The following is a 13,233-nucleotide window of genomic DNA, read 5'->3' as shown; positions in this document are numbered from 1 at the left end:
GGTTTCGCGGGTGCGGGTTACTGCACCGACCATCCGCCGTCGGAGGCGAGGATCGCGCCGTTGATGTTCACGGCGTCGTCCGACAGCAGGAACGTGATGGATGCCGCCAGGTGCTCGGCCGTCGCGACGGTCGGGATCGCCTGCTGGAACGGAGCCAGGCGGCCGGAGCCGTACTCGGACATGTTCGGGGGCATGGGGATGCCGGTGGCGACGCCGCCCGGGGCGACGGAGTTCACACGGATGCCCTTCGGCCCGTACATGAAGGCCGCGGACTTGGTGACGCCGATGATGCCGTGCTTGCTGGCCGTGTAGGCGTTGCCCGAGGCGTTGCCGCGCAGGCCGGCTTCGCTCGAGACGTTGAGGATGGCGCCGCGACCGGCGGCCTCCATGACGGGGATGACCGCGCGCATGAGCTTGAACGGAGCGGTGAGGTTGATCGCGATGACGCGGTCCCAGACGGCATCCGGGGTCTCGCCCGCGGGGGAGAAGTCGTCGTTGATGCCGGCGACGTTCGCGAGGCCGTCGATGCGGTCGCCCGCGGCGGCGATGACGGCGTCGATCGCGTCCTGCTTCGTGAGGTCGCCGGCGACCGTGACGATGTCGGCATTCGGCAGCTCGGCCTTGAGGGCGTCGAGCTTCTCGGCGGCGATGTCGCTGGCGATCACGCGTCCGCCTTCGCGGGCGATGCGCGAGGCGGTGGCCTTGCCGATGCCGGAGGCGGCGCCCGTGACGATCACGGTCTTGCCGGCGAAGCGGCCGGAGGTGACCTTCTCGTTCCAACCCTCGGAGGCGTCGTCTTCGGGGATCTCGCCGCCGTTGGCCGCGCGCACCAGGTCGTCGACGACCGACTGGGGGAGCTGGCCCTGGCTCATCGCGACGAGCTGCTGCAGGGGCAGGCCCAGCACGGGGGTGAGGAGTTCGGGGTCGGCGCCGGTCTGCTCGAAGAGTGCGCGGATGAGGGGCCCGCCGGTCGGGTCGTTCATCCAGTCGCCGATGGTGGAGTGTGCGGTGAGGGCCATGCTCTTTCTCCTTGTTCGAGTTTCGCAACGGTGCGTCTACTTATATTCCAGTGTACGCCTGAGTACGCTCGAAAGGTGCCCCGTCCTCGTAGTGAAAAAGCCCGCCAATCCGTGCTGGAGGCGATGCGGCGTGCGCTCGCCGCAGACGGGTACGAGACCGTGACGATCGAGGGTCTCGCCGAGTCGGCGGAGGTCTCGAAGCAGACGATCTACCGGTGGTGGCCGTCGAAGGCCGCGATCCTCGGTGAGGCGCTGCTCGAGGGAACGCTGCCGGGTGCGGACGTGTCGGTGCCGATGACGGCCGACCTCGGGGCGGATCTGCGGGCGTGGTTCTCGGCGATGTCTGACGGGTTGGCTCGACCCGAGGGCGTTGCGCTGGCGCGGGCGCTCATCGAGGTGACGGCGGCTGATCCCGAGCTCGGGTTGGTCTTGAACGAGCGGCTGGCGGCGCCGATCCGCGAGTGGGTGGCCGAGCGGGTGTCGCGCGGGCGTGCCGACGGGGATGTGCGGGCGGATGTGGATGCTGCCGCGATCGCGGATCAGTTCATCGCGATGGCGTCGTACTTCGCGCTGATCGGGCAGCCGTTGAGTGCGGAGCGGGTCGAGGAGACGGTGGTGCGGTTGCTGCGGGGGATTGCGGGGTAGGTGAACGGCGAACTTCGGGCTACCGCTCTGTCGTCACATCTCTATGCGAGTGGCCTTGTCTGTCAGGCGCCATGGCACCGAGTACTCCGCATACTTCATGCCATTCGAGGACATGTGCTTGATCTCTTCCGCGAAGGCCGCCGCCTCCTCAGGGTTGTCGAAGACGCCGTAGATTCCCGCATCATCTTCGTCATCGAACACGATCCACACAGAGCTCATACCTAGATTCTCCAACGGGCGAGCATGATGGCAGCGGCGGCAGCGATCGCGAATCAGCTCTGGGATCTCGGATCCGGGATCAGGATTCGCTGGAGCGTCGTCCGCGCCAGTTGATGCTCACCACCAGAATCAGCGCGCCGACGATGAGTGCGAGGCCTGCGAGCCAGAACACCCACACGACGTCCTGGAACAGGGGCAGATTGGCGGCGACAGGAAGCGCGCCGCCGACGAGGATCATCGCCACGACGCTCGCACGCTCGAGCGCCGTGCCGCGGACACGTTGAGTCGTCACGAGATCATCGCCTTCGCTGTGGATTCCCCAGGGAAGAGTTCGGAGATCGTCATCATTGCTCCTTCGTCGATCGAACCCGCTCTACCTGTTCGACGTTATCGCTGTCCGGAGCGCCGTGTCTGTCCGCCTATCGGGGGACGGAGTTCGTGCTCGCTCATTGCGCCGCGGTACGTTCACGGATGCCCCTCCAGGCCGCCGCCGAAATACCCCAGGTGCCCGCGGGCATGTGCTTTGATCGGTGGGTATGCCGCCGGTCATCGTGGTCTCATCTGCCTCGTTCGGCCTTTCCTGAGGAGCGCGAGAATATGACCGGGTCGATGTTCAGCTGGTGGGGCCTCCTCATCAGTGTGGTCGTTCTCGTCGTGATCCTGGCGATCGTGTTCTTCGTCGTGCGGGGGATCGTTCGGTTCTTCCTGCGGCGCAGGCCGGAGCGGCCGGGGCCGCCGAGTTCTTCCGTGGAATGAGCCGGCAGCGGGTCAAGGTTCGATCGACGGACTATTGCTCGACGCTCGCCGAAGGCTGCGCCGCCGTCCGCCCCTCGGCGAACCGCGCCTGCGCCCGGTCCTGACGCCGCGGCACCTCGACGAGTTCCGTCGCCTTCGGCAGCCCCATCGGCTTCGTCGAGACGTACACGCTCTCGGCGGTGTCGACGCGGAAGGTCTCGTGCCACACGCCCACCGCTCCCGGAGCCTTGCGGGCTGCGCGGTTGAAGGCGGTCCAGGCGGGGCGGTGCTCCTGGTTCGGGCTGGACGCGTAGGCGTAGAGCTTGTCGACGGATGACCAGTACTGCACGACGTAGGGTCCGCCCGAGCCGAAGAGCAGGTGGTAGCCGAGCATGCCCGAGTCGGGGTCGGTGCTGAGTTCGCGCAGCATCCCCGGCATGGCGAAGAAGGCCGGCATCCACAAGTCGGGGCGCCACCAGCGGTTGATCTGCATCCCGATGTGGAACACGACGAGCTCGCCCTCGTGGCGGTGGGTCATGCGGCCCGTGATGACTTTCGACATGATGACTCCTTGGTTAGATAGCTTCACTATCGATAATGGATAGCGCTACTATCGAAGTCAAGAGGTGGCCATGAGAATTTCCGAACTGTCAGCCCAGACCGGCGTGACCGTGCCGACGATCAAGTACTACCTGCGCGAGGGGCTGCTGCCCGAGGGTGAGCGCAGTGCGCCGACTCAGGCCGCGTACGGCGAGCGGCACGTGGAGCGGTTACGGGTGATCCGGGCGCTGCTCGACGCGGGGGTGAGCATCGCCGAGACGCGGCGGGTGCTGGCCGCGCTCGATGAGCCGCCGGAGAATGCGCACAACCTGCTCGGGATGGCGCATGCGGCGATCACTCCGCCGGTGGATGAGTCTTTGGATCTGACGGACGCGGAGGCCCTTGTGGCAGGGCTCGGGTGGAAGCCGGGGATGTGTGACGAGGCGGTGCTGTACGCGGTCGCGCGGGCGCTGCAGGGGTTGGAGCGCGTCGGGTTCACCGTTCCGGATGCGGCGATGGCGGAGTACCTCGCGAGCATGCGACGGATTGCGGATGCGGAGATCGCGGGGGTGCCGGGGGAGTCTGCGGAAGCCGCGGTGCGGTACGTGGTGCTGGGGTCGGTGCTGGTGGAGCCGTTGTTGTTGGCGCTGCGGCGGGTGGCGCAGCAGGTCAGTTCGGGGGAGCGGTTTGGAACACAGCCCGACTAGCGGCTGCCGCGCTTCCGGCCCGAGACGTTGGCGTCGAACCCGCCGGCCGGTGGAGCAGGTCGACGAGCTTGCACGTGAGCGCGGGGCGACAGTCGTGCAGGTGGCGCTCGCGTAGGTCTTGTCGGAAGGTGCGGTGCCGATTCCGGGAGCTCGGAGGAGGGAGCAGCTGGCGAGAACGCGGGAGCGGTCGGGATCGAATTGTGTGCGCGGGCGAGTGGATGCGGTTGGCGGTGGCGGTCGGCGGATGGCGTATGCCGTGCATGTGACGGAAGTTGGTGGAGTCGCCGGAAGGGATCGATGCCACGGAGAACTCCTAGCTAGCGCGTGGCGCGTAGCTACTCGACTGCTCCGATGTAGTCCGGAGACGCTGCATCTAGCTCATTCATAGCCAGCGCTGTCGCCTCAAGCGTGGCGACTATCTGTTGGTACTGAGTGAAATCGGTGTTAGACAGAGACTTCCTGCGACGATCCTGAAGCCACTGATACGCCGGTCGGTAGCCACCGATGAACTGAGACCAAGCTGCCTCGCTGACATTCCCGAAGAACTGCGTGGTGTTGATCCAGACAGCTCCGTCCTTGTAAGTAACGGTGCGTACCACGTCGTCGCCAACGATTGGGAACGTCGTCGTCGTCGGTAGCTTTTCCGAAAGCAGATGGAGCTCGCGAAGCTGTGCGCCGAGCTCAGCGATCTTGCGGAAGGAGCCGTCCGTAGTCGGCTTAGGTATCTTCGGGAAGCCTGACACCATCAGTTCCGCATAGGCCTCTCGGAACTTCGGCGTGTAGAGGACGCCATACACGTAGTCGAAGATCTCTTGCGGGGAAGGAGGCGTGGATAGCCCAGCCGTGAGTGCGGCTACCTGAGTGGGGTCGAGGTTGGATTCCATCGTTCCGTCGCTCGCAAATACATAAAGTGGAAAAAGCGAGTTCGAGTCGTACGAGTTGAACACCTTGTGCCCAATCGGCATATTGCTGACGAACGCTCCGGGGTTTGTCTTCTGTAGCCGCGTAGTCACGAGGCCGACGTTAGGTCGCTTTTCCTGTAGAAAGTGTTTCATGACCTCTTCGCGCCATCGCCAGAGGACCTTATTGCTGAAATAGGTGTAACGATGGTCGAACGGTCGGTACGCAATTGGGATGAGTTTGCTGCTATCAAAGCTTAGTGCGCCGCGATTGGCAAGCACCCAGGGCGCGTAGGCTTCTCCCAATCCAAACTCTTCAGTCATCGCGGCCGCGTCGTAACCACCCCTCGTGAGCTTTTTCACGCGGTCCTCGATGACGCTCTTGTGCGTATCGACTATGAAGCTGTCGCCGCGGGTGACAATTCCTGTTGAACCGACGCGGAAGAGTTTGTCGACTGGGATCCCGGAATCGTACTCCTCTTTTCCGTTGGTCCCGCGGGGAACGAAAAAGAGGAACTCTGGATCGAGGTCAAGCACCTGCCATTCGATCTCGTGATCGATCAGGGCCGCGAACTTGTCGGCACGCTTGCCCCAAAGCTCACTGTGATGAACCGTCGCCAGGTCAGCACTACCTGTCGTCTTGACCGCGATGATGATACCGACACCTTGGCGTATCGGGAATACGTTTTCATCCTTTGAGCCATCGGGTGCGACTTCTCCCTTGTTGGCATTACCGTGAAGGTCAAGCACGTAGATGTCGTCGAACGTCCGCAGCAGATGCCAGCGCATCCCTCTAAACGTGGGATTATCCAAGTAGCCGTTATTCGTGATCATCGCAACTACGCCGGTTCCGTTAGCCGCAATCATGCCCTCAGCGAAAGATAGGAACTTCACGTAGTCATCATTGAGCCAGGTCTTTTCCTCGTCAAGTTTACCCAGGCCGCCGGGCTCAACTTTGTATTTATCGACTAGCTTGTTCGCGAACTTCGTGCGGTTGTTACTACTGGCTGAGTAGGGAGGGTTTCCCAGGATAACCATGATCGGTTGATTGGTCTTCACGTCCGCGGCGAGCTGGCTTTCTTCCGTGACGGCTTCGGACAGGCCGAACTCAAGCAGACCCGGTTCAGCGGCTAGACCTTCCTGGAGAGTATTAGTAAGGAAAACGTTCACGCGTGCAGCGCTCTTCGGGGCACCGGTCTCGGTAAGCGTCATTCCAAGCTTGAGATGAGCGACGGTGTAAGGGGCCATCATCAGCTCGAACCCGTGCACGCGCGGGAGTAGGTCCTCGTCGACGTATTTCGGCCAACGCCCTTGTTGATCAGCGAACTGCGTGTGGATGTACTTGATCGTCTCGTTTAGAAAGGTGCCAGTTCCAACGGCCGGATCGAGCAATTGCACTCGGTGAAGATCCACCTCAGCGGCCGACTCAACCCGAGCGGCCTCGGCTTCCGCGGTAAGCGGGTGTGTGCTGGTCTTCGGGGTGTAGGAGAGCTTTTCTGTGTCCGCTAGTCCATCACATATCCCGAAATGCTGCTTTAGTACTTCGTCCACTCGGCGTACGATGTACCTCACCACGGGAACCGGCGTGTAGTACGCGCCCATGGCTCGTTTCATCCTCGGGTCGTAGGTGGCGAGGAAGTCCTCATAAAAGTGTATGATCGGGTCTTTCTCGGACCTAGTTACTTCGGACACCTTAAGATGCTTGGTTACGATGTCTTCGACATCACTAACGCGGAAGACTGCGCAAAGCTCGTCGACAATGTACCCCAGTCTGTCGTCGAACTCGGCGCCCGCGATGTGGTCGAAAAAGGCCCGCAGGAACGGGTTTGATTTTGGTACGAGATCTCTGGCTTCCTGGCGCGAAAAGGTTGCAGGAGTGCTATCTGCGTATCGAGCAACGAAGAGTCCGTAAACAAGCGTTTGTGCGTACATGTCCGCAAACTTCGGCGCGTCGATGTCCGGTACAAGCCGGTCTTTGATCATCTGCATGATCTTGCTAAGTTCGTCGTCGCCGTTTTTCACAAAATCGTCAACGTCGTCCCGGAGTCGTCGCGCCTTGGCGCCCATAAGCGTGGCCAAGCGGCGGCCAGATGCTATTTTCTCTGGGGGCAAAGCTACAAATTCAGATACTTCTCGGATCAGTGCCTCGGTCGCTTCCGCGTCAAATGCGAGCCCTGTGCTCGTGCGGGATCCAATCACGATGGTCTTGTATTTCTCGCCGTTGCGATAAAATCGAAAATCGAGGTAGTTGGTCAGAAACAGGTTTGCGTAACCGCGATACCTTTCCATCTGTTCGGACCCCTCTACGCTGTCGAGTTTGATATCGACGTCTTTTGCTTCAGCGTACCCCCGCACAATCGCCGGATTGTCTTTCTGGAGGAATACAAAGTCTGGGTTGCCGTGCTCCGATTTCTTCGGATCGTTGATAGCGATGATGTTCTCGAACGCCTCCATGAGCGTCTTCAGCGCGGGGCGATACGCATGCTCTTTCGCGTGTCCCGTCGCGTACTGACTGCTAAGTTCTTTGCAGTATGTGTTTAGGGCGGCACGCAGAGAGGTGTTCATGGTGAGCGTCAGTCTATCCACCCCTCCGACATCTCGACTCTTACGAGACCGGTCGGCCGTCTCCGTAGCGCTGCACTCGTGCTCTGCGACGCTCTGCGTTGCTAGAGCGACGAGGCGCCGCAGGATGCGGGGCTGAAGAATTCGCGAGGAACAGTAGACAAAAACATATAGACGGGAAGACGCTATGCCGCACCGGGGAGGCGTCGCCACGGGGGAGCGGAGCCGCCCCCTGGCGTTTGGCGGCGCCTGTTGCCGAGTTTCAAGTCGGCAACGGGGTCACATCGCGCGGATTCCAGACCGCGTCTTGCACTCGTCGCGCCCCAGAAATGGGAAGGCTGCCGGCTTACGACAGACACCACAGGGGATCGCGTCGTGGAAGCGGGATAGGCCCGTCGCATCGGCGCGGCCGCAGCGCACACCTGGCGATCCGCGCGCACGTCGATCAGTTGCGGGAACTGTGAGCTGAACACGAAGATCGCCAGCACGTTCGCGATTCCGACCGTGGCGCTCTCAGGGACTGAACCGCATCAGCTTTCGCGGCGTCGAGCACCCGAGGATCACCTGGAACAAGCCCGCAAGGATCTCCGTAGCGATGAAGTAGTCCAACCCGGAGAACGTACCTTCCGCTATCGTCTGGATCCAAGCGTGTTCAAGGACGAACGGAGTAACGGTGGAGTTTTCAGAGCGTCTCGATTCCCTTGCGACGAAGGTGAAGAACCAAGCGACCGCGATCGGCACCGAGGAAGCGACGAAGAACGCATTTGTGATGCCGTTCATCTCGACGATCCTCGGTTACGACGTCTTCGACCCGCTGGAGGTCGTGCCGGAGTTCACCGCTGACGTCGGCACGAAGAAGGGGGAGAAGATTGACTACGCGATCATGCGCGAGAGTGAAGTCCAGATTCTCATCGAGTGCAAGCCGTCGATGGGACCGCTCAAGATCGAGCACGCATCGCAGCTCTTCCGCTACTTCTCCGTTACCAACGCACGTATCGCGGTGCTGACCAACGGTGTCCACTGGCACTTCTACACCGACCTCGATGCACCGAACCGGATGGACGCGAAGCCCTTCCTTGTCCTTGACCTGCTCGATATCGACGAGACGTTGATCCCCGAGATTCAGAAGCTGAGTAGGGAGACGTTCGATCTCGACTCGATCATCAGCGCGGCCGAGGAGCTCAAGTACATCGGTGCCCTGAAGCGCGAGATCGCGAGTCAGTTCCGCGAACCGACAGATGAGTGGATCAAGTTCTTTGCTACGCGCGTCTACGACGGCTCCTACACACAGAAGGTGCGTCAGCAGTTCACGAGCCTCGTAGGCAAGGCGGCGCAGCAGTTCCTAACGGAACGGGTCAACGACCGACTGAAGACAGCGCTGGGTGTGAGCGGGATCACTCGAACAGCGGAAGCGCCGCCCGCGACCAGCGCCGAGGTAGCCGAGGCGGATCTTGACCGCGACACGGAGATTGAGACGACGCTCGAGGAGCTCGAGGGGTACCAGATTGTGAAGGCCATCGCGTGCGGAGATGTTAAGCCGCAGCGGGTGACGCATCGTGATGCGAAGAGCTACTTCGCGGTGCTGCTCGACGACAACAACCGCAAGCCCATCGCCAGGCTCCATTTCAATGGCAAGCAGAAGTATCTCGGACTTCTGGATGACGACAAGGTTGAGGCGCGGCATCCGATCGAAGAGCTCGACGAGATCTACGCCCACGCGGATAGTATTCGCGAAGCCGTCCGTCGCTACCGGTAAGGAACTCGCGTGTCCAGAGACCGCAAGCAGCGGGTGGAGAATGGACTGGAAAGTGCCGTCGTGGCTGCTATTTCGGCAGCCCAGCCAGTGGCCGGCATCGCAGCGGCAGGCTTCCTCGCTGCGGGCGGTAGTGCGCACATCAAGAAGTGGTTTCGAATCACAGACGAAACGTTCGAGGACGCGGGGCGACCGCTGGATCCGGATGACTCGCAGCTGTCGGCGGCGTACTGGATTCTGGCGAACGGTGCTGCCCAGACATCCCGAAGCGCTAAGTGGGAGTACCTCGCCATAGCGTTAGTCAATTCGGGATCTTGGTCGAGTAATCCGGATTTTATCGTCGAACACTTCGCATATCTCGCATCGCGCTACTCTCCTGAGCACGTCCAAATGCTCGGGCTGCTGCAGGAGGTTGAACAACACCCATCGCAGGTTAATGCGACGCTGGCGGAGACACGTGACTGGTTGTTCCGAGAGATTCGGGATAGAGGTGGCGTCGCAGAAGACCTTGATCTGGTGCTCGATGTCGTGTTGGAGGATCTGATCCGCGATGGACTCGTGTCTTCCAGCCTCGTGGAGGCCTTCACGCAAGGGCTATCAGGAGAGCCGAGCGGCGACTCTAAGTACAAAGTCACCTCTACTGGACTGAGATTCCACCGTCACGTGACTAACTACTCACTCGACTGATCGGAGGAAGTGCCGCGGCGGCTGTATCCCTCGCCGACCGCGACCTAGCGCCCACAAGCACCCGGGGACTGAGCCGTCTCGTCTCATGTCGTCTCGTCGATTCTCGCTCGATGACCGCCCGCGCTACTCGAACCCACCCGTCAACCGCCCGCGCATCCGCGAACTGCTCTCGTTCATCCCGACGATCTCCACCGTCTTCCCCAACGCCTGATACTTCGTCTCGATCGCATCCAACGCGGCAACGGTCGACGCATCCCACACATGCGACCCCGACAGATCCACCACAACCCGCTCCGGATCGTCGGAGTACGAGAACAACGTCGTCAGATCATTGCTCGACGCGAAGAACAGCTCCCCCTCCACGACATACGTCACCACGTCTCTCGCCTCAGACAGCACGCGCGTCACCGAAACGAAGTGCGCCACCCGCCGCACGAACAGCACCGACGCGACCAGCACCCCACCGACGACCCCGACCGCCAGGTTGTGCGTCAGCAAGACAAGAACAACCGTCGCCACCATCACGAACGTCTCGCTCTTCGGCATCCGCTTCAACGTCGACGGACGCACGCTGTGCCAGTCGAACGCCCCGATCGCGACCATGATCATCACGGCCACGAGGGCTGCCATCGGGATCGTCCCGACGAAGTCCCCGAAGACCACGACCAACAAGAACAGGAAGATCCCGGCGCAGAAGGTCGAGATGCGGGTCCGCGCGCCAGAGGCCTTCACGTTGATCATGGTCTGACCGATCACGGCGCAGCCGCCCATTCCGCCGAAGATCCCCGACAGCACGTTCGAGACGCCCTGCCCCCACGCCTCACGACTCTTGCGCGAGTGGGTGTCGGTGATCTCGTCGACGAGCTTCGCGGTGAGCAGCGACTCCATCAGCCCGACCAGCGCGACTCCGAGCGCGAACGGCGCGATGATCGTGAACGTCTCCCACGTGAGCGGAACGTTCGGGATGAACAGCTCCGGCAGGCTCTTCGGCAGCTCGCCCTGGTCGCCGACGGTGGGCACGGTGATGCCGAACGCGAGCACGACGCCCGTCACGATGACGACCGACACGAGCGGTGCCGGCACGATCTTGGTGATCTTCGGCATCAGGATCATCACGACGATCCCGAGCGCGACCAGCGGATACACCAGCCACGGCACGTCGATCAGCTGCGGGAACTGCGAGCTGAACACGAAGATCGCCAACGCGTTCACGAACCCGACCATGACGCTGCGGGGGATGAAGCGCATCAGCTTCGCGACGCCGATCACCCCGAGGATCACCTGGAAGATGCCGGCGAGGATGACCGTCGCGATGAAGTAGTCCAACCCGTACATCGGCGCGACGGGCGCGATCACGAGCGCCACGGCTCCGGTCGCCGCGGTCACCATCGCCGGACGCCCGCCGAGGAACGCGATCGACACCGCCATGATGAACGACGAGAACAGCCCCACCTTCGGGTCGACTCCCGCGATCACCGAGAACGCGATCGCCTCGGGGATCAGCGCGAGCCCCACGACCAGCCCGGCCAGCACCTCGCGGGTCAGCATCCGCGGGTTCTTCAGCGCCTGAAGCACCGAGGGGTTCGCCCGGTACCGGGCACGATCGTCGATCGTCGTTGCAGACATGGATGCTCCAGAGGAAGGCGCCTCGACATGAGGCAGACGTTCCAGCGTAGAGCGGATGCTGCGGATGCGGAGCCTGCTCAGGGCAGCGTCGCCAGTCACCGGAGTCAGTAGTCGCGGTGGGCTGCCCGGCTGGGATCAGTCGCAGGCGATCCCGTCCCCGTCGCGGTCGAGGTCGTACACATCCGGTCCGACAACCTGCAGCGGACCGCGAGCGTACGCCGGACCATTGCCGCTGCCACCCTCGCAGTCCACGTCTGACGCGATCGGAACGCACACGCCGGCGTAGCTCGAGTGGCAGTCATTGGCCGGTTGGACGAGGGGGACCGGTGCGGGAGCGGGCTGCCGGGTGCCGTTCGAGGTGACCTCGTTCACCGGAGCGACGGTGACTGCTTCGCTGACCGACTCGCGCGCGACCTCCACTCCGTCGACGTAGGTCACTCGGTACGTGGTGACTTTGGTTCCGTCGGCGCCGGTCGTGACAGCGGTCTTGCCGACGTCCAACTGTGGGTCGTCGACCGTGGTCCGCTCGAAGGGAACGACCGTCGTCACGTCGACTTCCTCGTATGTCGTCGGCTTCGGAGAGGGCGTCGGCTTTTCTGTCGGAGTTGAGACGAAGGGCTTGGCCTCGGTCGACGCTTGCTCCGAGCCGGTGGTGTTCGATCCCGGTCCGCCGAGCGCGGCATTCGCTCCCGTACCAATGAACATGAGCACGAAGGCGATCCCGAGCGCGGCCCAGGCGGCACCGCGGGAGCGTACGCGAAACAGTTGGGCCGAGCCCCGAACGAGCGCATAGATCGCGATGAAGAACAAGAACAGCCCCGCGAACATCACGATCACACCGAAGCTGCGAGTGAGCAACGTCACCGCCAGGATCACGGCGCCGACGATGATGATGACCGTCATCCGCGACGACTTCGCTTCTGTCGGAGTCGCCGCGACGGCCGCTGCGGGCGCCTGCCCCAGAGGGGCGGTGTGGCTCGTCCACTGCACTCCGTCCCACCAACGCTGCTGCGCAGGTTGATGCGGGTCGGGGTACCAACCTTGAGGTGTTTCGGGCATCGTCGCCGTCTTTCTCTTCGGGCTCTCTCGCCGAACCCTACCGATATTCCGGAGGCTGCGCGCACCGAGTTTGCGTCTCTTCATGGATGTATCAGAAGCGTCGCTCGAAGCTCCTGTAGTACAGGCGCCGGAGGCGTTTCGGCGCCATGAATGCTGCGGATGCGGGGCTCCTCCGCCCTTCCTTCCCGCGGCCTCCTCCGACATGATGAAGAGGACCGACCTCGAAGGAGCCCTCCGTGTCACTCACACCGCCCCCGGCGCCGCAGGCCGACACCGCCGTCACCGGGCTCCCCTTCGCCGCGGTGATCGCGGGCATCCGTCGAACGCTCATCTGGACGATCGTCGCGGGACTCGTGTACGCCACCTTCATGACCGGCAGCAAGGGCCTCTGCCCGGGCGGCATCGACGCCAACGGCGGCTTCATTGACGCCGACGGCCGGTCGGTCGACCAGGCTCCGCTCTGCGTCACGCTGACGATCCGCCCCAGCGTGTTCGTCTACGCAGGCATCGCGCTGATCGTCCTGCTCGCGATCGGCCGCGTCGCCAAGGCATCCGACGAGCGCGCGGCCCTGCGGACCCTGGAGCGTGCGATCCAAGGAGCCGGCCTGCTCGTCGCCATCGCCCTCGTCGTGTCGCACGTGTGGTTCCAGCTGACCCCGCTCGAGCACTTCTCCTCCGGCTCGTGGTCTTACTTCAGTCCGTTCCCGCTCGGGGTCATCGACGTCTCGACCGACCCGATGACGGGGCCGTGACGGCCGGAACGCAGGTGCCGCGGCAGCCGA

13 protein-coding genes are annotated in these 13,233 nt (G+C 62.8%); 6 read left to right on the top strand and 7 right to left on the bottom strand.

The window, feature by feature from the left end; translation table 11 throughout:
* Positions 1-17: 17 nt before the first annotated feature.
* Positions 18-1,019, bottom strand: a complete 1,002-nt coding sequence (locus BQ2383_RS09855; protein ID WP_091033126.1) for an SDR family NAD(P)-dependent oxidoreductase — start codon at positions 1,017-1,019, stop codon at positions 18-20.
* Between the two features lie 75 nt (positions 1,020-1,094).
* Between BQ2383_RS09855 and BQ2383_RS09850 the strand changes: the two genes are divergently transcribed.
* Complete coding sequence (locus BQ2383_RS09850) at positions 1,095-1,664, top strand: TetR/AcrR family transcriptional regulator (RefSeq protein ID WP_244175974.1); 570 nt, start codon at positions 1,095-1,097, stop codon at positions 1,662-1,664.
* 33 nt (positions 1,665-1,697) lie between these two features.
* Here BQ2383_RS09850 and BQ2383_RS09845 read toward each other — a convergent pair whose 3' ends face one another.
* Both BQ2383_RS09845 and BQ2383_RS09840 read right to left on the bottom strand, forming a co-directional pair.
* Positions 1,698-1,883, bottom strand: a complete 186-nt coding sequence (locus BQ2383_RS09845) for a hypothetical protein (RefSeq protein ID WP_091033120.1) — start codon at positions 1,881-1,883, stop codon at positions 1,698-1,700.
* A gap of 79 nt (positions 1,884-1,962) precedes the next feature.
* The gene (locus BQ2383_RS09840; RefSeq protein WP_091033117.1) at positions 1,963-2,175 is read right to left on the bottom strand and encodes a hypothetical protein; all 213 of its coding nucleotides are present in this window, start codon (positions 2,173-2,175) and stop codon (positions 1,963-1,965) included.
* Between the two features lie 305 nt (positions 2,176-2,480).
* Between BQ2383_RS09840 and BQ2383_RS19355 the strand changes: the two genes are divergently transcribed.
* Complete coding sequence (locus tag BQ2383_RS19355) at positions 2,481-2,639, top strand: hypothetical protein (RefSeq protein ID WP_167381593.1); 159 nt, start codon at positions 2,481-2,483, stop codon at positions 2,637-2,639.
* A 31-nt stretch (positions 2,640-2,670) separates the two neighbouring features.
* On the opposite strand, the gene BQ2383_RS09835 is transcribed toward BQ2383_RS19355, so the two are convergent.
* On the bottom strand, positions 2,671-3,180 hold the full coding sequence (locus BQ2383_RS09835) for a DUF4188 domain-containing protein (protein ID WP_091033116.1): 510 nt from the start codon (positions 3,178-3,180) through the stop codon (positions 2,671-2,673).
* A 70-nt stretch (positions 3,181-3,250) separates the two neighbouring features.
* On the opposite strand from BQ2383_RS09835, the gene BQ2383_RS09830 reads away from it, so the two are divergent.
* On the top strand, positions 3,251-3,865 hold the full coding sequence (locus BQ2383_RS09830) for a MerR family transcriptional regulator (protein ID WP_091033114.1): 615 nt from the start codon (positions 3,251-3,253) through the stop codon (positions 3,863-3,865).
* Positions 3,866-4,200: 335 nt separating this feature from the next.
* Here the strand turns inward: BQ2383_RS09830 and BQ2383_RS09825 are convergent, their stop codons facing one another.
* Positions 4,201-7,329: a type ISP restriction/modification enzyme gene (locus BQ2383_RS09825; RefSeq protein ID WP_140403330.1), complete on the bottom strand. Its 3,129-nt coding sequence runs from the start codon at positions 7,327-7,329 to the stop codon at positions 4,201-4,203.
* Positions 7,330-7,999: 670 nt separating this feature from the next.
* Between BQ2383_RS09825 and BQ2383_RS09820 the strand changes: the two genes are divergently transcribed.
* Together BQ2383_RS09820 and BQ2383_RS09815 are read left to right on the top strand one after the other, a co-directional pair.
* Complete coding sequence (locus BQ2383_RS09820) at positions 8,000-9,082, top strand: type I restriction endonuclease (RefSeq protein WP_091033109.1); 1,083 nt, start codon at positions 8,000-8,002, stop codon at positions 9,080-9,082.
* Between the two features lie 9 nt (positions 9,083-9,091).
* The gene (locus tag BQ2383_RS09815; protein WP_140403329.1) at positions 9,092-9,766 is read left to right on the top strand and encodes a hypothetical protein; all 675 of its coding nucleotides are present in this window, start codon (positions 9,092-9,094) and stop codon (positions 9,764-9,766) included.
* Positions 9,767-9,889: 123 nt separating this feature from the next.
* Here the strand turns inward: BQ2383_RS09815 and BQ2383_RS09810 are convergent, their stop codons facing one another.
* Together BQ2383_RS09810 and BQ2383_RS09805 are read right to left on the bottom strand one after the other, a co-directional pair.
* Positions 9,890-11,392, bottom strand: a complete 1,503-nt coding sequence (locus BQ2383_RS09810) for a SulP family inorganic anion transporter (RefSeq protein ID WP_091033093.1) — start codon at positions 11,390-11,392, stop codon at positions 9,890-9,892.
* Positions 11,393-11,527: 135 nt separating this feature from the next.
* On the bottom strand, positions 11,528-12,451 hold the full coding sequence (locus tag BQ2383_RS09805; RefSeq protein WP_244175973.1) for a G5 domain-containing protein: 924 nt from the start codon (positions 12,449-12,451) through the stop codon (positions 11,528-11,530).
* A gap of 236 nt (positions 12,452-12,687) precedes the next feature.
* Here BQ2383_RS09805 and BQ2383_RS09795 point away from each other — a divergent pair, with 236 nt between their 5' ends.
* Positions 12,688-13,203 (top strand): hypothetical protein, encoded by a 516-nt coding sequence (locus BQ2383_RS09795; RefSeq protein WP_244175972.1) that lies wholly within the window; start codon positions 12,688-12,690, stop codon positions 13,201-13,203.
* Positions 13,204-13,233 lie beyond the last annotated feature (30 nt).

Origin of the sequence: Microbacterium oxydans, assembly GCF_900095745.1 — a bacterium.
Taxonomy (GTDB): domain Bacteria; phylum Actinomycetota; class Actinomycetes; order Actinomycetales; family Microbacteriaceae; genus Microbacterium; species Microbacterium oxydans_B.
Note: the sequence above shows the minus strand (reverse complement) of the source record. Positions and strands in the feature narration are given on the sequence as shown.